Genomic DNA, 22,038 nt, shown 5'->3' on the forward strand with positions numbered 1-22,038 from the left:
TTTGTTGAAGGACTCAATAACAGCATAAGAAACATTATTCGGACTGCGTTTGGATATAGAAATTTTGAAAATTTCAGGCTCAGAGTATTTGCGGAACATGGCGTTCCCCACTAATCTGCGATGAGCCCTTTTTTGGAGCCTCGGCAATCTCCAGCCGAAACATCTTCTTCCAATTGGTGGCCCCGAAGAGCTGGACCACTGGTCCGGCTGCTGCCAGTGCATTGCGGAACGTTGTATCGTTCGGACCTTTTCTGGCCGGAAGATGATCATCCTCAAAGTGCGGATAGATCGGATTTTCCGGATCAGCCTGCCACGCCTGCATGGCCTTGAGCAGCCAGTATTGATAGCGGAGGCTGCCGAGAATGCCGGTGGCAAGCAGCTCTGTGTTCCGGCACTCGTTGTCACCGGTGACGATGGGGGTAAGGGAGGTGATGGTGTAGGACAGGGAGATCATGCCGAAAACATATAATAGCATGATTCAGATTTTGCAAGAGTTTTTTTTGAGCGGCAGGAAAAGTCTGGGGCCAGATCCCTGTGCCTGCCCTGCGTGCTTGTTCACGGTCAGGTTCAGGCTGGTCAGAGCGGAATCGGACTATGCTCTCCAGGTGGACAGGCTATGAAGAGGCTATCTGAACGATATAGAAAAATCTATATCAAAAAATTAATACTTAATAAACAGTGTGACAAGGGTGTGCGGAGGCCAAGAGGATTTTCCTGATTCCCTGATTCCCTGATTCCCAAGCTCCGGCTTGGAAGCCTTTTTTGAAGCTCTGCTTCCTGCATGAAGCGGAGCTTCAGGGCGTCTGTACCCAAGCAGAGCTTGGGCACCAGCAATTGTCATCCCAGGATTGTGTAGGGGCAGACCTGCGTGTCTGCCCGGTGTGCCGAGGGGATGATTCAGGGCGTGGGGTAGGGGCGACCGGCCGGTCGCCCCTACGGTCATAACCCAGGACGTCCAGGGGTGCCCAGGAATGCGCCGGTTTTATCTGTATGCTTTTTTATGCGTTTCCGCATAAAGACGTAACGCTGCCTGGATGCGGAGTTCCCAGTCATCGCCGACCGCTTGAAACCATTTCAGAACATCCTCATCCACTTTGAAAGTAACTGAAACTTTTTTCTGCGGTTTCCATATCCGGGCCTGTTGAAAGAACGTATCAGACAGCTGAGGGATATCAGAATAATCTATTTCCTCTTCAGCCATAGCTTCCAGGGCCGACCAGTCAGTTTCGGATGATTTTTTTGTAATATCGTTCTCGCTCATTTCTATTCGCTTTTCTTGCTGAAATTATACGAATTGTATTGTTTTTACGTTCAGTGAATACCACAACCGCCACTACACTCCGTAATACACCGATGCCGATCCAACGCTCCTCGTTATAATTCTGACTGTCGTCATAATCAATCACTACTTCTTTCTCGAATATTTCAGGAACATCGGCAAAGGAAATCTTATGCTTGCGAATATTGGTCGCATTTTTATTTTCATCCCACTCAAATCGTAGCTGCATAAAAATATGGTGTCAAAACATTTCATCCGAAGAGGGCAATGTCATAACCCAGGGCGCCCCGGAGTGTCATTGTGACTCAAAAACGATGAGCAGTAGGAGGAAATTATGTCATAACCCAGGGCGCCCCGGAGTGTCATTGTGACAGTACAAGCGGAATCTTACTTGGATTTTTATAGAAAGTCATAACCCAGGGCGCCCCGGAGTGTCATTGTGACTCTGCCTTTTTTTATACTCGTAAATTCAGTTCCCTGTCAATACCTTTTTGTAGTACCTCCCCTCTCCAGCCCTGTTTCATCCTCATTTTGACAGAGGTACTACGCTGTGTTGGTTTTGTCAAATAATACCGTAGATTCAATATGATAATTAAGTTTTGAAAATCTTTATTAACCATCTGATTCAACTGAAATTTTCAGCATTTCATCCCCAGATAACCCCTTTTTCCTCTCTGACCAACCAAAACGAGTAAAAATTGCCCGAAATCCAACCTACGTTTTTTCCAGGGCAATATTTAAACCGAAAATTAAAGAAATAACCTCGTTTTCGCAGGGGCGGACCTGCGTGCCTGCCCTTGCGTATCCAGAATAATTGCCTACCCGAACACAGCATCAAGATGCACCCTAAGCCCCGGCAGAACCCGGACATCAATTATACCGTTCGCATCGTAGATGTCCGCCTTGTCGTAGACCTTGTTTTTTCCGAGCAATCTGACCATGACGAGTTGGTCCACCGGATGCACGATCCAGTATTCCCGAACACCGTATTTCTGATACAGGGCGAGTTTTTTGATGTTATCCATTGATGCCGTTGAAGGTGAGACGATCTCAATGATCAGATCAGGAACACCCAGGCAGCCTTTATCGTCAAGCTTGGCGGGATCGCAAACCACAACCAGATCCGGCTGAACAACTGTGGTTATTTCTTCCTCTGTTTCTTCGGCATCCTGCAAGCGAACATCAAAGGGTGCGTAATACACCTCACAATTTTTCAGGCCCGGAAAAGCATCCAGCTGCCTGAACAGACGGGCGGATACCTTCTGGTGTATTCGGGAGGGGGCCGGACTCATAGCATAGGGAACACCTTCAAGGATTTCCCAACGTTCATCCTCCGGTAATGTCAGATAGTCGGCATAGCTCATGTGCCGGTCAAATTTTGTTGCCAAGCTCATGTACGGCTCCTGTTGTGCTGACAGCTCAGGCGCCCCGGAGTGTCATTGTGACCCGCAGATTGCCGATACAGAAGCTACAGAAACGTCATAACCCAGGGCGCCCCGGAGTGTCAGTTCCTGCCCTGAACAGCTGAGGTGATATCATCCTCTTTTTGTACTGGTATTATCTCCCTGCCGGTTTCCGCTGGACAGGCAGAGTAATAAATTTCCTGCTGCTTTTTTCTTCCTGCTGTTTCAGGTCCGTAAATATTTTTCGGAGATCATACCCGAACTTTCGGGCATGCTGCTGACGTATCTTATGCAGTTCTTCAATAATTGCATCCTTTCTCATCGTCTTCCCCTCCCATCAGTTCTTCTGGAGTGCAGATTGTCGGCAGTTCATAGCCTTCGTCAGTGCAGATATTTTTTATCTGTTTCTGTATTTCCGCATTGGCAATGTGTCTGCAGTTCCACGTCATAAGATAATCAAGCCCATAAATTGCCGCAAGAGCGATATGGAGCGCATCCTCTTGAGCTTTTTTCGGCACGGCTTTGTGACGCATAAAAATATCTGCCAAGTCAAGAGCATCCGCTTTTAATTCAAGCAGTTCGATATCATCCAGCACTTGCAGACGTTTTGTGGCGGCCTCACGGTTTCCTTTTCCGGCTTCAGTCAAAACAAGTTGTGAGGCATAGAGCGTAAATGCAGGTTTCCGAAATTTCCACCAGTCATGTGTAATCTGTTGGTGTGCTGCGATAATCAGATCCCTGTTTGGTCGGGCTGTCAGATAGCTAACAACGCTTGTTTCAAGATAACAGGTTGACTTCATAATTATCTATTCTACGTGTCATAACCCAGGGCGCCCCGGAGTGTCATTGTGACCAAGGAGAACATCATGGAATCTATTTACACATTTTGTCATAACCCAGGGCGCCCCGGAGTGTCATTGTGACAGGCAGTTAAGAAATTTACTCATAAGCCTTTACGTCATAACCCAGGGCGCCCCGGAGTGTCATTGTGACGAAAACTAACAATCCAATTGAGTATTCATAAAAGTCATAACCCAGGGCGCCCCGGAGTGTCATTGTGACAATTATGGAAACGGGGAAAAAGTAGAATCATTTGTCATAACCCAGGGCGCCCCGGAGTGTCATTGTGACGAAAACTAACAATCCAATTGAGTATTCATAAAAGTCATAACCCAGGGCGCCCCGGAGTGTCATTGTGACTCTTGCTATAGGCCTACAGGTTTTAAATCCGTCATAACCCAGGGCGCCCCGGAGTGTCATTGTGACAAAGAAAGACCTATAGATTTTCAGCTAAACGATGAGTCATAACCCAGGGCGCCCCGGAGTGTCATTGTGACAAAGTAGTATCAGAAGTTTTTTATTTTTAATTTAATGTCATAACCCAGGGCGCCCCGGAGTGTCATTGTGACTCAATGGAGGCAGCAGCGCAGCATGAAAAAAGTCATAACCCAGGGCGCCCCGGAGTGTCATTGTGACGTATATCAAAGTCAGTGTGTAGGGATTATTTAGTCATAACCCAGGGCGCCCCGGAGTGTCATTGTGACGGAAATTTATCGGTATGTCTTCAATAGCTCGTCATAACCCAGGGCGCCCCGGAGTGTCATTGTGACTCTGCCTCTTTTTATACCCGTAAATTCAGTTCCCTGTCAATACCTTTTTGTAGTACCTCCTCACTCCAGCCCTGTTTCACCCTCATTTTGCCGGAGGTACTACACCGTGTTGGTTTTGCCCAATAATGCCGCAGATTCAACATGATATTTAAGTTTTGAAAATCTTTATTAACCATCTGATTCAAAAGAAGTTTTCCAGATTTTTTCTTAAAATAAGCCCGTTTTCCCTCCTGACCGGCAAAAACAGGCTGAAACAGCCCTAAAATCCCAGAAATTCGACCTACGTTTTTTTCAGGGGCATATTTAAACAGAACATTAAAGAAATAACCATGAATTTGCAGGTGCGACCGGCCGGTCGCACCTACAGACCGTCGTCATTCCGGCATCGGGTAGGGGCACGGCGCGCCGTGCCCCTACGAATCATTCCCTCTCATACGAACGGGCATTATACCAGATCAGACGCTGATTGTCCCGTGCCCAGCGGGCGATCACACTGACCTGGGCCAGCAGCAGCTGCTTCAGGGTGCCGGGCTCGCCGGTCAGGCACAGGGAGAGTTCCCGCTCAAAATAGTCGATAAAGCGGCCCGATGCCTCCCGGTTCAGGCGCACCCCGCCCTGTTCGTCTTCCTCGAAATCTCCGGCCTGAATGAGGCGCAGATTGAGCATCCGCAGAACCATTCGGTCCATGCGGCAGCGGAACATCTCCTGCAGATCCGCGACCAGGGATTCATAGCTGTCCTTATGGCTGTGCAGGATGCCCAGATAAGGATTCAGCCCTCTGGTCCGCACCAGCACGTTCAGTTTGCAGAACAGGAGAAAGGAGGCAAAGTCCTGCAGGGAGTTGTAGGGATCGGCCCGGCAATGGCAGATGCGGCTCTTTGCCTGGAAAAAGCTCTTGCCCTCTTCTTCCTGTACCAGCGCGTTGACCGCCCGGAAGAGCAGCTTGGCCGCAGCGCCTTCATGACCCAGAACCTCGTTGATACCTGCACAATGACTCAGGGCGATAACGGTCTGCTCCAGTTTCGGGAAAAGTTCCTGCACCTCGGGTTCCCGTCGTCCCTGCAGCCAGATCAGGTAGTTTTCGATTTTGGCGGTCACGATTTCAGCGGCTATTTCCACCTGTCCGGCCCCGGACAGGGCAGCATGGCGATTGGTGTGCTCCGCCAGGAGATGAAAATAGCTGCGCGAGTCCGGTTTCAGGGTGTTGACATAATAGCCTGCCGGAGAACAGAACGAGACCGGGATATGTTCCTGGGAGCAGCGTTGCAGCAGCCGGGAGGACAGGGTATTGCTCCCGAACAGGACAAGACCGCTTATCCGGTGAATGGGCAGTCGTGCCAGCATCTCCCGTCCTTTTTTAATGACCACGGTTTGACTGTCAACACCGATAAAGGCGTACTGCTCCTGAACAAAAAGGGTCTTTTTCAGGGTGGTGCGTTCGACAAATTCTTCGTCGATCATGGCCCCGAACTCCAGCCCTAAAAAGGTGAAGCCCATATCCAGAGGCTGGAGACGGGTTTTTTCCTCCTGAAGTGATAACTCCAGCGGTTCCAGTAGCAGGTGGATGTCGGCCAGGGCCACCTTGCCTTCAGCCGGGGAACGGAGCATGATCACAAAATCATCGCCATAGCGCACCACCCGATAGCCCAGACCGGCCAGTTGCTCGTCAAATTCATCCAGATAGAGGTTGGAAAGCAGCGGAGAAAGCGGGCTGCCCTGGAGCAGACCTTTATTCCGGGGAATAATTCCGTCCGGCCCGGCAATCCGGGTTTGGATGCACTGGTGCAGGAGAGCACGTATCCGGCTATCTGCAACAGGCAGGATGGCGTCCAGTTTTTGCTCCAGAATCTGCCAGTTAATTTGATCAAAAAACGAGGCGATATCCGCCTTGAGCACAAAGGTAAAGCCCTCGTGAAAGGCCTGAACAATGCGTTTTTTAGCGAGCTGGCGGGAACGACTGGGCCGATAGCCAATCACTGCATCAGTAAAAAGCTTATCCAGAATCGGCGAAAGCAAACGGTTGAGGAAATAATGGATACAATGGCTTTCCGGGTAGAGGATGGCGATACTGCGCAGACTGCCATCTTTTTTGGGGATACCTGCACTGTGGGCTGGCGGAAAAGTAAGAGAATTGTCCAGCAGGGCCTGATGGAGATCTGTTTCAGCCTGCTCCGGGTCCAGTAATTCTCCGGCAATATCCGCCTGATGATCACTCTGCTCTAACAGCTCCTGGCGATAACGAAGAAAAAGGCTACGGTCAGTAAGCTGCGGCTCAAAAAAAGCACGGTTATGGACCAGTCGATAATGGCCCAGGCCAAAGGAGCTGCGCCTGCCACTGCTGATTTCTGAACAGAGCAGAAGAAGCGGATAAATCGGCTCAATATCACCACGCAGATAGAGCGGTCCCACGGTGCCGTTCAGGTATTGTTTGCCTTTATTACTGCCAGCATTCCGTTGTCGTTCATAATATTCCCAATAGCAGGAGAGCAACCGTACTCCTTGCCAGCAGTTTTCCACCTCGGGCAGGGTCAGCGCAAAGGTCCGTTTGATCCTGGCTTCCAGCTTGCGGAAAAAAATATCCCGGTCAATGAGGTGGTGTTGTCCCTGTTCCTTTGGCGTAAAGGGAAACGGAGTCAAAAATTCGAGGCAGACCTCGTCCGGGTTGCGCAGGGGATTTTCTGTGAGCAGGTCGCGCAGGCAACGCGTTCGGGCCGGTTCGCTGCTATGCAGGCTGAAATTATTACGGGGATTATGGAGATGCTTGTTCAGGCCGGAGAGAAAACGATCCGGGATCGCAGTATCTGAGGCCGGAAAGACCAGTTCCAGCGCATAGATGGTGTTTTTGCGGATACGGTCGTCGGGCGGACCGTCCAGAGGGTGGTAGAAATACTGGTTATGAGGGATGCCTGCCTGTTTGGCGGCGTGCTTGCAGATTGCGGCAAACACAGCCAGCGGGTGCTGACGGGCAAAGGTGTTGCGGGTGTTGCGCAGTTCAAGGCGCAGGGTCTGCCAGGAAAGGTCGAGCAGGGGCTGGAAACAGGGCAGGATTTCTTGCATGACTGGTGGGACGATACGGGTTCATATTGTAGGGGTAAACCTGTGTGTTTACCCTTGCCGTCATCCAGAAAATACAGGGCAGGCACCGGGACCTGCCCCTACAGTTTTGTACCGAAATCACACCACAAAGGCGAATCCGCTGTCCAAAGAAGGCGGGGCCTTGCCGATTTCGCTCCGTTTAGCCTGTTTATTGAGATGATAGATATGGAGAAAACCGCTTTGCAAATCCAACTGTTCCAGTTCCGCCTCCATTTTGGCCTTGCCCCCGGCTGAAAGCGAGCACTCAAACACGGATTTCTGCACCCGGAAGCCGTAACCGCTCAACACCTTGCTCACCCGGTTACGTTCCCGCTGATTACTGATGTCGTAGGCGATCACGTATCGGCTGAAGGTGCTCATGGAATCAGGTGGGTGGTAGGGGCGACCGGCCAGTCGCCCCTACTTGCGGTAAATTTCCCTTCGATGGCCAATATGATGAATCAGCAGAACAGATTCCTTTTCCAGAACCTGATAAAGCACACGATATGCTCCGACCCTGAATTTGTAGAAATCGGAAAGATTGCCAGAGAGCTGTTCATTGTTGATGTTCTCCAGATTTTCCGCAAGCCAGGATATCTTCCGCACAGTCCTCCGACCCACAGGTTTATCCAGACGTTTTAAATCTCTGACAGCATCGTCCAACACTCGAACTTCATACATTATCAGGCCAAGTCAAGCTGTTCCACTACCTGGCTGAACAAATGTCCTCTTTCCCCGGATGCCACCTGCTCTTTCTGGCGGCGCAGACGTTCTGCCAGCTCAGGGCTGAGTTCGTTTTCCATGATTTTCTCCATAAACTCTGAGAGCTTTTTCTCAACAACTGTCTCTATAAGTTGAACGAACTCATCTCTGGTCATCTGCGCAACTAAATTCTGCATAATTTGTTTCCTGAGCGTTCAATTTCGAGTGATCCGTCATAACCCAAAACGCCGTAGGGGCAGGCCCCCGTGCCTGCCCGGAATAATCCGCCCGGTGGTGATATAAGGGCGAACACAGGGGTTCCCCCCTACAGGCCGTTGTTGAACCGGGGCTGGGTAGGGGCACGGCGCGCCGTGCCCCTACGGTCATAACCCAGGGCGCCCCGGAGTGTCATTGTGACTTTATCTCTGGCTGTGCTTATCAACAAGCCTTAGTCATAACCCAGGGCGCCCCGGAGTGTCATTGTGACGATATTAGTAAAAAATATCAGATTGCAATCCAAAGTCATAACCCAGGGCGCCCCGGAGTGTCATTGTGACAAAGTTATTTAATGATATTATTGGCAATTTTTGTCATAACCCAGGGCGCCCCGGAGTGTCATTGTGACTCTGCCTTTTTTTATACCCATAAATTCAGTTCCCTGTCAATACCTTTTTGTAGTACCTCCCCTCCCCGACCCTGTTTCACCCTTATTTTGCAGGAGGTACTACACTGTGTTGGTTTTGCCAAATAATCCCGCAGATTCAACATGATATTTAAGCTTTGAAAATCTTCATCAACCATATGATTTAACAGGGGTTTTCCAATTTTTTTCCGAAATAAGCCCGTTTTCCTCTCTGACCGAAAAAAACGGCCCCGAACGACCACAAATTGCCCGAAATTCGACTCAGGAATTTTTCAGGGCCTGTTATGAACGTATTAACGGGATGATCCGCCGGATTCGGAGGTAGAGGCGACCGACCGGTCGCCCCCTACTGAATATCGGGAAATTCAAGTTCTCCTGCAAGAAGCAGCAACCGTTTCTGTTCAACCTCAGAAACAAATTTCAGACAACCGTCAAGCTGCATTTTTGCCTGATCGGCTGAGATGATATAAAAATCCTGATAATCACTCGCCTGCCGCACGTCAAAGGAGTTGTGAACTATTCGGCTGAACTCTCTGGCAAAAAGACCGGTTTTGACAAAATATCTGTCAAAATACGCTATGACCGCACTGTGTTTTCTGCTGTCCAGTCCGAGCAGGGCTAAAAGAGCACGGACAGCACTGAATACGGCATAATATGAGCGATTGACGCATCCGTCATATCGTTTGTTTTCAAACAGCAATTTTGCTTCTTCGGCCAGTTCTTTCGCTTTATTCAATCGATAATCCGAAAGGTCGTTTATCGTATCGCCGTCATTCACAGCCTGATACCTTTCTTTTTTATCTCCCGATAAAACAAGGTGTTGAATTTTTCATTTTTTTTCCATGTTTCAATATCGGTGAGAATCGGAGATATGCAGAAACCATACTGTAACGCGTATTCCGAAGCCATATCGCTGAGTTGCGACTGTATGGCCGGTGTAAGCGTCTTGACGATAATGAGAATATCAATGTCGGAAAGTGCTGTTTGGGTTTGAGTCGCATACGAACCGAACAGGTATTCTTCCACTATGTTGCTTTGCAGAATATATCTGCTTTCGTCAGTAAACTGATCAATAACGAATTGAGGGGCTTTTTTGGAGGCCATTATTTTTTTTCTGGTTCCCAAGCTCCGGCTTGGGAGCCTTTGCTGCTGAAGCTCTGCTTCCCGGTATGAAGCGGAGCTTCACGATATCTGTGCCCAAGCAGAACTTGGGCACTAGAAAAATACGCCATTGCCTCCTTGCCGTTCATTAAAGGCGTGTTCCGCGCTTCATCCATTGCTTTGTTCAGGCAGTAATCCTCCACTGCTTCAGATAACTCTTCAAATGTTCCATTTTGCCGAGGGAAGAGCTGTCTCCATAGTTCAATGGGAAGGACGACCGCTTTTTGTTGCCCCTTTTTATCTGTCAGATATTCAACTTCCAACATCGCGGAAACTCCTTTTTGAATTTTCTTATGGTCATAACCCAGGGCGCCCCGGAGTGTCATTGTGACAATGAACGCAATTATTCATGACCCAAATGGAAACGTCATAACCCAGGGCGCCCCGGAGTGTCATTGTGACTCTGCCTTTTTTTATACTCGTAAATTCAGTTCCCTGTCAATACCTTTTTGTAGTACCTCCCCTCCCCGACCCTGTTTCACCCTTATTTTGCTGGAGGTACTACACTGTGTTGGTTTTGCCGAATAATACCGCAGATTCAACATGATATTCAAGTTTTGAAAATCTTCATCAACCATCTGATTCAACTGAAATTTTCCGAACTTCTTCCCCGAATAAGCCCGTTTTTCCCTCTGACCGGCAAAAACGACTCCGAATTGCCCGAAAAACGACCTACGTTTTTGTAAGGACATCTTTTAAACGGATTAACAGGATGATCCGTCCGGTTCAGAGAAAACTTCTTCCAACGTGGATGCCGTCAGAATTCGCTCTGACCAGGTTTCCAGCATTCCAGATGGTGCCCCCTGTAATTTCTCCTCTGCCCAGCCAGGCAGGTCGCCGAAACGTTTGTGCAGAAGACGGAAAAGTAACCGTAACTCTCCTTGCGCGACACCCTTCTGTACACCCTGATCAAAATATTTTTTCAGAAAAGATTTCATAACCTCACCTTTGGAAGCTGTTTCTTTGAGAGCATGTTCAAGTGTTTCTTCATCCACCCTGCCGGTACCGCCGGTGAGGTAGTACAGCAGAGTAAACATGATTTCGCGTCCGTTTTCATCCTCAAGCAGCGTCCGGGCCTGAATCAGCAGGCCGGGAAGACGTTCTGCCAGGTCTGGGCGGAAGATGTATTTCAGCAGAAGCAGCAACGTCCCGGCAGCGGCCTCGCCGATGATTTCATCATCCTCAAGCCGGGTCACATCGTGCAGCACCGGGGAAAACTCGGGAAGGTGCCGCAATATCGCCGGATCATCAACCGAAATCAGTGAGTGAAAATTCACACTCGGTCCAGAGTGGAAAAATCCAGTTTTTTGACCAGCTCCGCAGGCAGGCTGTGACGGAAATATCCGACCGCTACCTCCGGGCGTCCAAGAACCTGCCGGACAACACTGTCATGGGGATTTTCTGTTGTGCTCATAGGGGAAATATAATCGTTGCTTAAGGATTATACAACAAGAGGGAAGGACGGAGAAAGGGCGGTTCGGTGAACCGCCCGGTGTGCCGAGGCGATAATTCAGGGTATGGATAAGGATGACCGCCGGTTGCCCCTACAGTCTGTAGATTTCTCTGCGATGACCGACAGCGACAACCAGCACACTGATATTCCCGTCGTTTATTTCGTAGATCACTCGATATGGGCCAATTCGGATACGCCAAGCCGGACGACCGGACAGTTTTTTGCTTCCCGCAGGACGCGGTTGTTCAGCAAGTGATGCAATAACAGCTATGATCCGAGATTGGTCTTTCTGATCAATCTTCCGAATCTGCTTCTGAGCAGACCGCAGGATCTCAACTGTACTCTAGAGTCGCAAGTTCTTCTATCTTCCTGAAATTACGATCCTGACAAAATAGGGTTGAAAATCTCAACTATCGTAGTTTCAGATAGATAGCTGGAAAAGTTTTCTAAAAGGCAGAGAACTTACGACTCTAGAGAACTGTATATGTCATGCATCGTATTCCGCCTGAATTTCACGAACTGCCTGATCAAAAGGGACACTTTTTTGCGAGCCTGTTTTTGCCTGATCATATGCACGGATATCATCAAGCTCTTCAAGCTCCGCAAGCACTTTCTCCCAGTCAGAAAAAGGAAGAAGCACTGCCTTTGGCTGTTTTTTACTGTCTATTACGTATTCTGGACGAATCGTAAGCATAACTGTTCCTCCATTGTTTCGGGAGCACCTTGTCCAAGTCTGCCTTGGAATCAAAAGGCAATAAGTCTATCTACATAAGGAAGATCAATATGTTGTTAAGAATTTTATCGAGCTTTGGGGTTCCGTCATAACCCAGGGCGCCCCGGAGTGTCATTGTGACAAAAGGCTAAACAGAACAGGGCTAAAGCGATTGGTCATAACCCAGGGCGCCCCGGAGTGTCATTGTGACAAAAAAATGGAAAATACGAAGTCAAACAAAAGTCATAACCCAGGGCGCCCCGGAGTGTCATTGTGACTCTGCCTTTTTTTATACCCATAAATTCAGTTCCCTGTCAATACCTTTTTGTAGTACCTCCCCTCCCCGACCCTGTTTCACCCTTATTTTGCAGGAGGTACTACACTGTGTTGGTTTTGTCAAATAAGAACGCATATTCAACATGATACAGCGACATTGAAAACTTGACTCAACTACCTGATTCAAAAGAATTTCTCCGGATTTTTTCCCAAAACAACCCCCATTTTCTCCTCTGACCGACCCAAACGACCGAAAAATGCCCCAAAACCGACCCAGAATTTTTACAGGGCAATATTTCAACCAAAAATTAAAGAAATAGGTGCGATTTTATAGAAATCACACTGCCCGCCGCCCCGAAATCTCCTCGCAGGCACGAAAAAATCAGGCTATTATTTCATGCACCAGAAATCATTCCCCTGTTGAACATACTACGGACGCACTGCCTCTGTACGTCCTTATGTCCTTAATTCTACAACATAGAGAGGAAAAGCATGGCCAATCACAACGAAACATCTTCATTCAGCCTGACCCTGTTCAACATCTACAGAAGAAACCCGGAAGTCACGGTGCCGGATTCTCCCCCGAGCTTTGCTTATACCCAAAAAGACGGTGAAACCCACCGCATTCCTTTTCTCCAGCCGGACCAGGAAGCCCGCAAAGAAGTGAAAAGTGCGCTGCGCCGTTTCCAGCCTCTGGCGGAAAAGGTCTTTCAGGACGGAAATGTCCTTATGACAGTGCAGAATGATGAGCTCTTGAAAGAACTCAACCAGGTATGGCGGGTCGGCAAAAGTCGCCTCCCTATCCGCTTTACCCGGATCGGAGGCTTTCTGCTGGAACAGGATTACCTGTGCCTCTATATTGAGGTTCGGCCTGACAGGGTAGAGACAGCGGAAGATGAGCTGGCTGCTGCTGCCGTCAGGATTACCAACAAACTTTCCTACAAAGGGCACTCCTGCAAAAAAACAGAAGACGACAGCGGCCTGAACAGCTCGCAGCTTATTCGGGAATTCAAGAACGAAGAGCACCGGAAATCAGCCAAAAATCGTTTTCAGGGCAATGACGATCTACCGCTGATCCAGAGTGTCCTTGGAGAAGCCCTGACCCTTGAGGATATATTCGATACCCTGGCCGGACCGGGCTGGGATTCCATGCTGCGCGACCGTTTTCTCCTGAATTCGCTGCTCATCACTCCGACAGGTGATCCTGCACCGACATACAGTGAAGCGGACAAGGCCGACTTGGTCCGCCGGGCCAGGGGCATGAACAGTGCCTATCTTCCGCCGCCCCTTGAGAACCTGACCGGGCACGTCATTCCGGTGCAGACCTTTGCCAATGTCCTGTTTACAGCGGCCAATGAAGGAATTGCTGGCCATGTCAAACCTGCCCCGCCAAGACCGAGATTTCTACGTGATCAGTTTCCAAGCCGGTATCGCTCCGAATATACCCTGCTCTTTGTCCTGGCCGTATACCAGCATTATCGACTCATTGATCTCATCCGTGAATTGGCCGACCATACCGCGCACCTCCACGAAACCAGACAGTTCCCGGACAGTGCCCGAATCGAAGAACTTCGTCAATTGCGACAGAAACTTGCTGTCCATGAGGTGAAATACATCAACACTCAGCCTGCTTTTCTGACCAATTACCAGCAGTATTACACCGGTCTGCGTCAGGGACTGAACACCGGTGCCCTGGTGGAAAAACTGCGTCGTTCAACGATTGAGCTGGATACATTGCTGGCTGATGCGGATCAACGTGAAAAGAAAAAGCGGAAAGAACAGCAAGAAAAAGGAAAGCGGGTACTGGCGTATACAGCAGAGTGCGTGGCTTTTCCCTATTACCTGTACAACCTGCTGGAACATGCCCTGCACCAGTTCCATGTACCTGTCTGTTGGGCCTGGGTTGTAACTATCCCGGCCACCGGAGCACTCATTTTTTATACACGACATATTATGCGCCGCAGGGAATAGCAGCTTTGCCGGAAAATGCTTGAATATCAAACAAACTCAAATCTTCCAGAGTAAACAGCGAAGTTGTTCAGCCTGCTCTTTACTCAACCTGGTCAGCTGCGTCTGATAAATCACTGCCCAACATATCAAGAAAGTCCTTATCTCTGGTATCCTTATCCTTCATCTTTTTCTCACTGCTGAATTTATCATTGATCCAGCAGCCTTTTTTCTCTGTCCCATTGGCAAAGGTGAGGATACCTTTCCCGTTTTTTTTATCATTATCCCAGCCACCGATATAGGTATCACCGTCAGCATCAATCAAGCGTCCATATCCGTGCCGCTTGTCGTCCTGCCAGTCTCCTTCATAAACAGCCCCATCAGGATAGGTCTGCTTTCCTTGACCGTACCGTGTATTATTATACCACTCACCTTCATAAACGCCGCCGTCAGGATAGGTACAAGTCCCCTGCCCGTGCTTCTTGTTTCTGTCCCATTCACCTTCATACACCATACCGTCTGTAAACGAAAGCTTTCCTGTGCCGTGCATAAAGCCATTTTTCCATTCTCCCTCGTAGATGGTACCGTCAGTGCAGGTTAAAGTGCCCATTCCTTCCATTGCACCATCCAGCCAATTGCCTGAATAGATATTGCCGGAACTAAAGGTATAGTTTCCGGCACCGTGCCGCTTGCCCTCGAAAAATTCTCCTTCGTAGCGTTCTCCCTCATGGGAAACATAGGTACCGCGTCCGTGCATCAGATCAGCACGCCACTCTCCGGTGTACTTTCCGCCGTCAGCAGCCGCATAGGTTCCGGCACCATGCTTCTGATCGTTGTGCCACTCACCTATATAAGTATCTCCTTCAACATAGGTGAAGGTGCCGTACCCCTCTTTCCTGTCATCACGCCATTCACCGGCATAGCTGTCTCCGTTGGCATAGATATAGGTTCCCTTGCCGTGCCGCATGTCTTCGTGCCATTCTCCCTCATATCTATCTTCTTTTCCCTCGTACCTGTCCTCTTCTCCCTCATATATGTCCTCTTCGCCCACATATATGTTCTCTTCTCCCTCGTATATGTTCTCTTCTATCTCGTATCTGTCCTCTTCTGCATATATAAGCGTTCCTTCGCCATGTCGTTTTCCGTTTTGCCAAAAACCCGTATACTCAGCTCCAGATGGATAAGTATAGGTTCCACGCCCATTATACTGATCATGCTTCCATTGCCCGATATACTTTGTGCCGTCCGGGTGCGTATAAACCCCGTGACCTTGACGCTGGTTTTGGACAAAGGCACCAAAATACTTACCACCATCTGGATAAAGAACAGTTCCCTGCCCTTGTCGGACCCCGTTTTCCCAGCTGCCGGTATAGGTTCTTCCGTTTCTTAAGGTCAGTTTTCCCTGACCGTGTTTCTGGTTATTTTGCCACCCGCCTTCATAAACAGAGCCATCCGGATAGGTCAGGGTGCCTTTGCCTTCCCGGATATCATTGTTCCATTGCCCCTGGTATACTGTTCCATCCGGCATGGTGAGTGTGCCTTCCCCATGGCGTTGATTATCTTTCCAGTTGCCGTAATAGCGGCCAGCCCACTCAATACAGCCCAGGCCGTTGCGCATCCCGTCTTTCCATTGGCCTTCAAAACTGCCGCCGTTGGGATCAAAATAGGTTCCTTGTCCGTGTTGTTTATCATTGCGCCATTCTCCCTCGTACTGCCCCCCGTCAGGGTAGATACAGAGCCCATGTCCGTGACGCTTTCCATCTAATAACTCGCCGATATATTCTTCTTTACTGGAATGAACACTTTTGTTGGTCATAGCAAGGATCCTTTTTTTTGGGAATCAGCTTAGGGCAGGTTGAAGTATTAACGCTTATTTTGGCCTGTATGGTCCTTGCCTCAGAGTATATCCGGCAGAGTGACTTTTGCAACCCTGGTTTCCTGATGATCTTTCCTTCTCGTTATTTTTAGTGGAAATTTCTGAGTTTTTTCTTTACTATATTTCTGAAATAGTGTGCAGGTATCCCATGCCAAGAGGCCCAGGAATCATTCCACGCCTTGGGCTGGGACAAAAAACTATGAAAAATTGATCATCTCAACCCAGTTTATCTGAGACAGTGTTTCTTGCTCATGCTATTTTCTCCTTGCCAACCCTGCTCACCTGTGTTTAAGAAAGTATTATCAACACATCGACCACCTTCCCTGTTTCTCAATGGAGCCGCCCATGAAAACGAGTCTTCGTGCAGTACCACTCCTGTTTTTTCTTCTGACCGTGCTTTTTTCCGGCACTGTCCAGGCCAAGGACTATAACCTTGCAACTCTGAAAAAAGAAGCCCATAAATATGCCAAAGACTATCAGGCCAAGGGTAATCTGCCGCCCAAGCCCCAGGAGACAGATTTGCTCCGTCGGGCCGCAGATATCATGGTCATGGAGCGACAATGCGCTGCTGCCATTCCCCTGTATCAACAGGCAGCCCTGTTTTCCGGTAAACCAGACGCTGACCTTTGGCTGGCAGTTGCCAGGGCAAGCAGCTGTGCCGGAAAATGGCCCCAGGCCAGTCAAAGTGGCTGGCTGGCCTATCAGGCAGCGGATCAGGACAGCCTGCGAGTGGCAGCTTTGTCCCTCACCGGCACGGCCCTGGAGCAACGCACGACCTCTTATCGTAACTGGACCCCAGTGGCTATTGAACTCTACGAACGATTGAATAGCCTGGAGAGCAGTAGCGAGAATGGAGAACGACTGGCCCGGTTGCGAATTAAGGAGGCGGAAGATAAAAAATTACGGATTCAGAGCACCACCGCAGATACGGAAACCGGTCATCCCAGGCTTTGTCTTGGAATGAATGATAAACTGCTTAATCCCAACCAGACCCATTACGAGGATTATGTCCGCATCTCCCCTGCCCTGAAGGCCACTTTCTCTGTGGAATACAAAAAGCTCTGCATTACTGGTGTTGACTACGGTACCACCTATCAGGTGACTCTGCGCAAGGGGCTCAAAGGCAAAAATAAAGAACTCGCTGATACGACCAGCTTCAACATTGCCACTGGTCATAGCCCCCCTCTGCTCTGGTTCAACCAGAACGACTATATCCTGGCAGATGCCTCCGGGGCTGTGAATCTGCACACCATAAACGTACAAAAGGTGAAGCTGCATCTGTACCGTATTCATGAACGGAATATTTTGGGAGATTTTATCAGTAACGCCTTTCGCAGCAAACTGAATGAATACCAGCTGGAAACCATCAAAAACAAGGAAGGCGAACTGATCTGGCAGGGCGTTACTGAGATCAGCTCTCAGAAGGATCAGAAAAAAGTCAGTTCACTAGCCCTGCCCAAGGAAAAGATTGCAGATCCTGGACTCTATATCCTGGTTGCTGAAGATGGCAATACCACCTCAAAACGCTGGCAAGGTGCAGCCAGTCAATGGTTGGTTAAGACCGATATCGGGCTGACTGCCTATCAAGGCCATAATGGTCTCACGGTTGTGGCCCGGAGCCTGGAAACCGCCCTACCCTTGGTTGGCATTGAGATTGTTCTTGCTGCCCGTAATAACACGCCCCTGTCCCGCCTGACCACAGATGAACAAGGTCAGGTTCATTTTGCCCCTGGTTTATTGCGCGGCAAGGGAGGGCAGGCAGCAGTCCAGCTGGTCTCCACTGACAGTCATTACGGCTTCACCTTTCTCCAGCTCCAACAGGCCCCTTTTGATTTCAGTGATCGGGGAGTGGGCGGTCGTGCAGCCCCTGGCCCGCTGGACGCCTTTGTCTACACCGAGCGAGGCATCTATCGCCCTGGAGAGACCGTGAACCTGGTGGCCCTGGTTCGGGATGAATTAGGAAGGGCCATTGATACGCCACCACTCACTTTTCGTCTGAAAGGGCCTAATGCCAAGGTCAAGCTGGAGCGAATCCTTACCCCGGATGCTGCTGGAGGATACAGTGAGACTATCGACCTGCCGACCTCTGCCCGCTCTGGTTCCTGGACAGCAGCCCTGTATCTGGATGTGGAAGAAAAGCCGGTGGGCCAGGTCAGTTTTCTGGTTAAATCCTTTAAGCCACCCCGGCTGGAGGCCCGGCTGGAGGCCAAGGGTGTGTTGACCCCGCAGCAAGGGACCCAAGCCCTGGTCCAGGCTGATTATTTCTACGGTTCACCAGGATCGGATCTGCGGGTTCAGGCCCGGATGAGTCTGAAGTATGATCCCCATCCTTTTGCTGATTTTGCCAATTTCTTTTTTGGCCGGGCTGGTGAAGAGCCAGGCATTGGCGATATTGAGCTGGTAGAGATCACCACCAATGCCCAGGGACAGGGAAGCCTAAACCTCCAACTCAAGGGTGAGCAGGAAAGCACTCGCCAGCCCCTCAAAGCTGTAGTCCGTGCTGAGGTTATGGATATTGATGGCCGAAGCGTGGCTGCGACCACCACGATTCCGGTGCGGCATTTGACCCAATATCTGGGCGTACAACCCGGTTTTAAGGATGCCCAGGTCCAGGCCCATAGTACAGCCAAATTTTCCCTTATTGCGCTGGATAGCAAGGGCCTGCCCCAACAACAGGGCCACCTGGGTTACCGTCTTGTTCGGGAAGAGATTGATTACCAGTGGTTCCGCAAAAATGGTCGCTGGGGCTATGAACGGATCGTGCGCGATCACGAGGAAGGACGGGATCAGCTGCAATGGCAGGAAAGTAAGCCTCTTTCCCTTGCCCTGCCTGTCACCCGAGGGGAATACCGATTGGAACTGCTCAATCAGGAGGCAGAGGTGCTCACAGCCTTTCGTTTTACAGCTGGCGAGCAGCTTCTTGGCAAGAGCGATACCCCGGATGCAGTCAAGGTGGAGCTGGATCAACAGCAGTATCAGGTCGGTGAGACGGCCAGGCTCACGATAAAATCACCTTATCCAGGTCAGGCCAGCCTGATTCTGGCAAATAGCTCTATCCATGATGTACAAAATTTCTCCCTTGCTGAGGGAGCTGATACCCTGGAAATCCCAGTTAAGGGCGACTGGGGTGCTGGTGTTTATGCCCTGGTCACGGTCTATCGTCCTGGCAAAGAGCATAACAAGGGGGCAGATCGGGCTGTGGGACTGGTCTGGCTTAATGTTGATCCGGCAGCCCAACGTTTGCAGGTCGCTCTCAAAACTCCGGACAAGATTCGTCCCCGCCAGACGCTCAAGGTACCCGTGGAGATCCGAGAGGCAGCAGCCGGTGAAAAGGTACATCTCACCCTGGCAGCTGTGGATGACGGGGTTCTCCAGCTCACCAATTTTGTTTCACCTGACCCGCTGGACTGGTTCTTTAATAAGCAGCAGCTGGGCCTGGAGATTCGGGATCTGTACGGGCAATTGATTGCCCCGCCAGAGAGCAAGCCCCTGGTTCTGCGCACCGGTGCTGGTGAGAACGGATTACGCGGGGCCCCGGAATCCAATATTAAGGTGGTCTCTCTTTTTTCCGGGGTGGTTGAGGTTGGAGAAGATGGCACAGCCACGGTCCCTCTGGAAATCCCGGATTTCAATGGCAGGCTTCGTCTGATGACTGTGGCCTGGTCACGGGATAAGCTGGGATCAGCCAGCCGCGACCTTCAGGTCAATGATCCGGTGGTGGTATCCCCTGCCCTGCCCCGCTATCTGGCCCAGGAGGATGAGTCAAGCATTCAGCTCCTTGTGGAAAATATTGATGGTCCCACAGGCGAGTACCAGATCAGCTGGACAGCAGAGGGGGCCGTATCTATGAGTGAGGACGCAGAGGGGTCGGGCACAGGTTCCCAAGCGGAGCAGAGTATCACTCTGGAACCAGGTAAGCGGGAAAACCTGCGCTTCCCGGTGCAGGCAGATACCATCGGTGCAGGCATGCTCCATGTCCAGGTCAAAGGACCAGAAGGGTATAGTTATTCTGGTGAATTTCCCCTTAATGTCCGGGGGAAATACCTGCCCAGCTTAACACGCCGTTTTACCCGGCTTGATCCGGGCGCATCTGTCACCCTGGATAAGGACACTATCAAAGGAATGTTCCCGGAAACGGCCAAAGTGGGATTAAGCATCTCCAGCTCACCTAATCTGGATGTGGCTGGTCTGCTGGGCCAGCTGGATCGCTATCCCTATGGCTGCCTGGAGCAACTGACCAGCCGGGCCATGCCCCTGCTTTCAGCCAATCTGCTGGCAGAACGTTTTCCAGTAGGGGCGACCGGCCGGTCGCCCCTACCGGACAAGGAGCTGCCTGGCAGGGTACAGGAGGCCATTGATCGTATTCTCCAAAAACAAGTGGGTGAAGGGGCCTTTTCCCTCTGGTCAGACAGTGGCCCAATTGCGCCCTGGCTTTCTGCCTATGCCCTGGATTTTCTCAGCCGTGCTCAGGAAAAGGGCTATGTGGTGCCTGCGTATTTTTATAGAAAAGGGATGAACTGGCTGAGTAATCAGGTCAAAAATGCCCATAACCCCCAGGTTCATGAACTGGCTCCGCTGGCTTACGCCCATTGGGTCTTGGCTCGAACCGGACAGGGCAGGCATGAAGATGCCCGCTACCTCTTTGATACCTGGTTTAATAAGATTTCTTCACCACTGGCTAAGGCCCAACTTGCCGGGGCCCTGGCCTTATTAGGAGATCAAAAACGGGCCATGAAGGGATTGAAGGCGGCCTTGGACCAGACAAAAGCTCATCCGACTGCCAGCTGGTCAAACTATGGGTCGCACCTCCGCGACTTGGCCGCTCTTATCCATATCATTGCTGAGTCTGGAACTACAGAAGTCGATCCGGCTCCGGCCTGGCAGGAACTAACCCATTTATTTGCCCAGGAAAAATATCTCTCGACCCAGGAACAGGCATGGCTGATCATGGCCTCGCTCACCCTTGAGCCAAGCAGTCCTCTTGAGCTGAATATTGTGGAACAGGCCTTGGCAGCAACTTCCAGGAAAGAAAGAAAGGATAAAGACGAGGAAGGGCCTTCTCTCCTTGCCCGCATAAAAGCCGCCCTCAGTTTTGGCAATAACGAGGCACCAGAACCTGATGAGACCGAGGTGACTGATGATCCAGAGGGGATCAAAGAAAATCTACAGCCTGCTCCTGGCAGTAGCTTTTTTGCCCTGGAACGAGAGGGCAAGGCCCTGCTCACCAGCCCGCTTACTCTTACCAATACCGGGGACAAGGCCGTCTGGATGGTCACCACTGTGCAAGGCTCGCCCATTGCAGCACCTGAGCCAGTGGAAAATGGTTTTACGGTCTTTCGGGAATACTATAATACTGCTGGTGAACCCATGCCTGTGGATGCTGTCCAGCAGGGCGAACTCCTGGTGGTGACTCTTCAGGGAGAGGTTAAAGCTGGAGCTGACTTCCAGGCCCTGTTGGTTGACTTGCTGCCAGCAGGCTTTGAAATTGAGCGGCCCATTACTGAGCAGGATACTGCTTTTTCCTGGCTTAAAAATCTCACCAATAATCGCTATGTGGATATTCGGGATGATCGTTTTGTGGCTGCCTTTGCCACCAAATCCCTTCCAAAAATTGAAGGAAACCAGAAATTACGGAGGTTCCGAACAGCCTACCTGTCCCGGGCTGTTACGCCAGGGATCTATACCCTGCCACCAGTAGAGATTGAGGCCATGTATCGACCTGAGTTTCGGGCACGAAGCGGGGAGGGCGCAATGATTATCACCCAGTAAGTGCTGGCTGATTTTTTTGTTGATTGAAACAACTGTTCAATAAGTTTGGAGAGCCTGTTTTTTTTCTTTCTTCAGCAGGCTCTCAACAGGTCACCTTATGCGATGAAATTCTACCAATCTGCTAGTAGGAAA

At 50.2% G+C, this 22,038-nt stretch carries 20 protein-coding genes, 1 pseudogene and 1 CRISPR repeat array; of the genes and pseudogenes, 3 read left to right on the forward strand and 18 right to left on the reverse strand.

Annotated features, from left to right (window positions below):
* A pseudogene (locus tag L2082_RS07185) lies at nucleotides 1–96 on the forward strand (transposase); the annotation flags it as partial.
* On the opposite strand, the gene L2082_RS07190 reads toward L2082_RS07185, so the two are convergent.
* The 17 genes from L2082_RS07190 to L2082_RS07270 form a co-directional block, all read right to left on the reverse strand.
* Complete coding sequence (locus L2082_RS07190) at nucleotides 80–475, reverse strand: RAMP superfamily CRISPR-associated protein (protein WP_446011569.1); 396 nt, start codon at nucleotides 473–475, stop codon at nucleotides 80–82. The pseudogene L2082_RS07185 and the gene L2082_RS07190 overlap by 17 nt on opposite strands.
* A 507-nt stretch (nucleotides 476–982) precedes the next feature.
* Nucleotides 983–1,261 (reverse strand): BrnA antitoxin family protein, encoded by a 279-nt coding sequence (locus L2082_RS07195; protein WP_446011570.1) that lies wholly within the window; start codon nucleotides 1,259–1,261, stop codon nucleotides 983–985.
* Complete coding sequence (locus L2082_RS07200) at nucleotides 1,221–1,508, reverse strand: BrnT family toxin (protein WP_446011571.1); 288 nt, start codon at nucleotides 1,506–1,508, stop codon at nucleotides 1,221–1,223. The genes L2082_RS07195 and L2082_RS07200 overlap by 41 nt, the downstream gene beginning before the upstream one ends.
* 589 nt (nucleotides 1,509–2,097) lie before the next feature.
* A complete protein-coding gene (locus L2082_RS07205) occupies nucleotides 2,098–2,673 on the reverse strand; it encodes a Uma2 family endonuclease (protein WP_446011572.1) in 576 nt (191 codons plus the stop codon).
* 163 nt (nucleotides 2,674–2,836) lie between these two features.
* Nucleotides 2,837–3,004 (reverse strand): hypothetical protein, encoded by a 168-nt coding sequence (locus L2082_RS07210; RefSeq protein ID WP_446011573.1) that lies wholly within the window; start codon nucleotides 3,002–3,004, stop codon nucleotides 2,837–2,839.
* Nucleotides 2,982–3,482 carry a type II toxin-antitoxin system VapC family toxin gene (locus L2082_RS07215; protein ID WP_446011574.1) on the reverse strand — a complete coding sequence of 167 codons (501 nt, stop codon included), beginning with the start codon at nucleotides 3,480–3,482 and terminating at the stop codon, nucleotides 2,982–2,984. Before L2082_RS07215 ends, L2082_RS07210 begins: the two co-directional genes overlap by 23 nt.
* A gap of 17 nt (nucleotides 3,483–3,499) precedes the next feature.
* A CRISPR array of direct repeats spans nucleotides 3,500–4,292; the repeat unit is 36 nt; unit sequence GTCATAACCCAGGGCGCCCCGGAGTGTCATTGTGAC.
* Nucleotides 4,293–4,712: 420 nt separating this feature from the next.
* Nucleotides 4,713–7,349, reverse strand: coding sequence for a CRISPR-associated endonuclease Cas1 (gene cas1, locus L2082_RS07220; RefSeq protein WP_446011575.1), 2,637 nt, complete (start codon nucleotides 7,347–7,349; stop codon nucleotides 4,713–4,715).
* 117 nt (nucleotides 7,350–7,466) lie between these two features.
* Nucleotides 7,467–7,748 carry a CRISPR-associated endonuclease Cas2 gene (gene cas2 / locus L2082_RS07225; RefSeq protein WP_446011576.1) on the reverse strand — a complete coding sequence of 94 codons (282 nt, stop codon included), beginning with the start codon at nucleotides 7,746–7,748 and terminating at the stop codon, nucleotides 7,467–7,469.
* A 39-nt stretch (nucleotides 7,749–7,787) separates the two neighbouring features.
* Entirely contained in the window at nucleotides 7,788–8,048 is a 261-nt protein-coding gene (locus L2082_RS07230) for a type II toxin-antitoxin system RelE family toxin (RefSeq protein WP_446011577.1), read from the reverse strand.
* Between the two features lie 2 nt (nucleotides 8,049–8,050).
* Complete coding sequence (locus L2082_RS07235) at nucleotides 8,051–8,266, reverse strand: hypothetical protein (protein WP_446011578.1); 216 nt, start codon at nucleotides 8,264–8,266, stop codon at nucleotides 8,051–8,053.
* Between the two features lie 792 nt (nucleotides 8,267–9,058).
* Nucleotides 9,059–9,448: a HEPN domain-containing protein gene (locus tag L2082_RS07240; RefSeq protein ID WP_446011579.1), complete on the reverse strand. Its 390-nt coding sequence runs from the start codon at nucleotides 9,446–9,448 to the stop codon at nucleotides 9,059–9,061.
* A 38-nt stretch (nucleotides 9,449–9,486) separates the two neighbouring features.
* A complete protein-coding gene (locus L2082_RS07245) occupies nucleotides 9,487–9,816 on the reverse strand; it encodes a nucleotidyltransferase domain-containing protein (protein ID WP_446009922.1) in 330 nt (109 codons plus the stop codon).
* Entirely contained in the window at nucleotides 9,816–10,139 is a 324-nt protein-coding gene (locus L2082_RS07250; RefSeq protein WP_446009921.1) for a hypothetical protein, read from the reverse strand. The genes L2082_RS07245 and L2082_RS07250 overlap by 1 nt, the downstream gene beginning before the upstream one ends.
* Before the next feature lie 438 nt (nucleotides 10,140–10,577).
* Nucleotides 10,578–11,150, reverse strand: a complete 573-nt coding sequence (locus L2082_RS07255) for a DUF4351 domain-containing protein (protein WP_446009920.1) — start codon at nucleotides 11,148–11,150, stop codon at nucleotides 10,578–10,580.
* Nucleotides 11,147–11,287 carry an Rpn family recombination-promoting nuclease/putative transposase gene (locus L2082_RS07260; protein WP_446009919.1) on the reverse strand — a complete coding sequence of 47 codons (141 nt, stop codon included), beginning with the start codon at nucleotides 11,285–11,287 and terminating at the stop codon, nucleotides 11,147–11,149. The genes L2082_RS07255 and L2082_RS07260 overlap by 4 nt, the downstream gene beginning before the upstream one ends.
* Nucleotides 11,288–11,417: 130 nt before the next feature.
* On the reverse strand, nucleotides 11,418–11,657 hold the full coding sequence (locus tag L2082_RS07265) for a type II toxin-antitoxin system RelE family toxin (RefSeq protein ID WP_446011582.1): 240 nt from the start codon (nucleotides 11,655–11,657) through the stop codon (nucleotides 11,418–11,420).
* Nucleotides 11,658–11,813: 156 nt separating this feature from the next.
* A complete protein-coding gene (locus L2082_RS07270) occupies nucleotides 11,814–12,020 on the reverse strand; it encodes a hypothetical protein (RefSeq protein ID WP_446009918.1) in 207 nt (68 codons plus the stop codon).
* A 786-nt stretch (nucleotides 12,021–12,806) separates the two neighbouring features.
* On the opposite strand from L2082_RS07270, the gene L2082_RS07275 reads away from it, so the two are divergent.
* Nucleotides 12,807–14,285 carry a hypothetical protein gene (locus tag L2082_RS07275; protein WP_446009917.1) on the forward strand — a complete coding sequence of 493 codons (1,479 nt, stop codon included), beginning with the start codon at nucleotides 12,807–12,809 and terminating at the stop codon, nucleotides 14,283–14,285.
* A gap of 79 nt (nucleotides 14,286–14,364) precedes the next feature.
* Here L2082_RS07275 and L2082_RS07280 read toward each other — a convergent pair whose 3' ends face one another.
* Nucleotides 14,365–16,077, reverse strand: a complete 1,713-nt coding sequence (locus L2082_RS07280) for an MORN repeat-containing protein (protein WP_446009916.1) — start codon at nucleotides 16,075–16,077, stop codon at nucleotides 14,365–14,367.
* Between the two features lie 405 nt (nucleotides 16,078–16,482).
* On the opposite strand from L2082_RS07280, the gene L2082_RS07285 reads away from it, so the two are divergent.
* Nucleotides 16,483–21,906 (forward strand): alpha-2-macroglobulin family protein, encoded by a 5,424-nt coding sequence (locus tag L2082_RS07285; protein WP_446011580.1) that lies wholly within the window; start codon nucleotides 16,483–16,485, stop codon nucleotides 21,904–21,906.
* The last annotated feature ends 132 nt before the right edge of the window (nucleotides 21,907–22,038 follow it).

The organism is Candidatus Electrothrix sp., assembly GCF_052785085.1.

Excerpts from the sequence above, each read along its gene's own strand:
- L2082_RS07235 (WP_446011578.1), bottom strand. The coding sequence starts at position 8,266 with ATGCAGAATTTAGTTGCGCAGATGACCAGAGATGAGTTCGTTCAACTT.
- cas2 (WP_446011576.1), bottom strand. The coding sequence starts at position 7,748 with ATGAGCACCTTCAGCCGATACGTGATCGCCTACGACATCAGTAATCAG.
- L2082_RS07275 (WP_446009917.1), top strand. The coding sequence starts at position 12,807 with ATGGCCAATCACAACGAAACATCTTCATTCAGCCTGACCCTGTTCAAC.
- L2082_RS07250 (WP_446009921.1), bottom strand. The coding sequence starts at position 10,139 with ATGTTGGAAGTTGAATATCTGACAGATAAAAAGGGGCAACAAAAAGCG.
- L2082_RS07285 (WP_446011580.1), top strand. The coding sequence starts at position 16,483 with ATGAAAACGAGTCTTCGTGCAGTACCACTCCTGTTTTTTCTTCTGACC.
- L2082_RS07195 (WP_446011570.1), bottom strand. The coding sequence starts at position 1,261 with ATGAGCGAGAACGATATTACAAAAAAATCATCCGAAACTGACTGGTCG.
- L2082_RS07215 (WP_446011574.1), bottom strand. The coding sequence starts at position 3,482 with ATGAAGTCAACCTGTTATCTTGAAACAAGCGTTGTTAGCTATCTGACA.
- L2082_RS07205 (WP_446011572.1), bottom strand. The coding sequence starts at position 2,673 with ATGAGCTTGGCAACAAAATTTGACCGGCACATGAGCTATGCCGACTAT.
- L2082_RS07230 (WP_446011577.1), bottom strand. The coding sequence starts at position 8,048 with ATGTATGAAGTTCGAGTGTTGGACGATGCTGTCAGAGATTTAAAACGT.
- L2082_RS07245 (WP_446009922.1), bottom strand. The coding sequence starts at position 9,816 with ATGGCCTCCAAAAAAGCCCCTCAATTCGTTATTGATCAGTTTACTGAC.
- L2082_RS07280 (WP_446009916.1), bottom strand. The coding sequence starts at position 16,077 with ATGACCAACAAAAGTGTTCATTCCAGTAAAGAAGAATATATCGGCGAG.
- L2082_RS07190 (WP_446011569.1), bottom strand. The coding sequence starts at position 475 with ATGCTATTATATGTTTTCGGCATGATCTCCCTGTCCTACACCATCACC.
- L2082_RS07260 (WP_446009919.1), bottom strand. The coding sequence starts at position 11,287 with ATGAGCACAACAGAAAATCCCCATGACAGTGTTGTCCGGCAGGTTCTT.
- L2082_RS07200 (WP_446011571.1), bottom strand. The coding sequence starts at position 1,508 with ATGCAGCTACGATTTGAGTGGGATGAAAATAAAAATGCGACCAATATT.
- L2082_RS07210 (WP_446011573.1), bottom strand. The coding sequence starts at position 3,004 with ATGAGAAAGGATGCAATTATTGAAGAACTGCATAAGATACGTCAGCAG.
- cas1 (WP_446011575.1), bottom strand. The coding sequence starts at position 7,349 with ATGCAAGAAATCCTGCCCTGTTTCCAGCCCCTGCTCGACCTTTCCTGG.
- L2082_RS07270 (WP_446009918.1), bottom strand. The coding sequence starts at position 12,020 with ATGCTTACGATTCGTCCAGAATACGTAATAGACAGTAAAAAACAGCCA.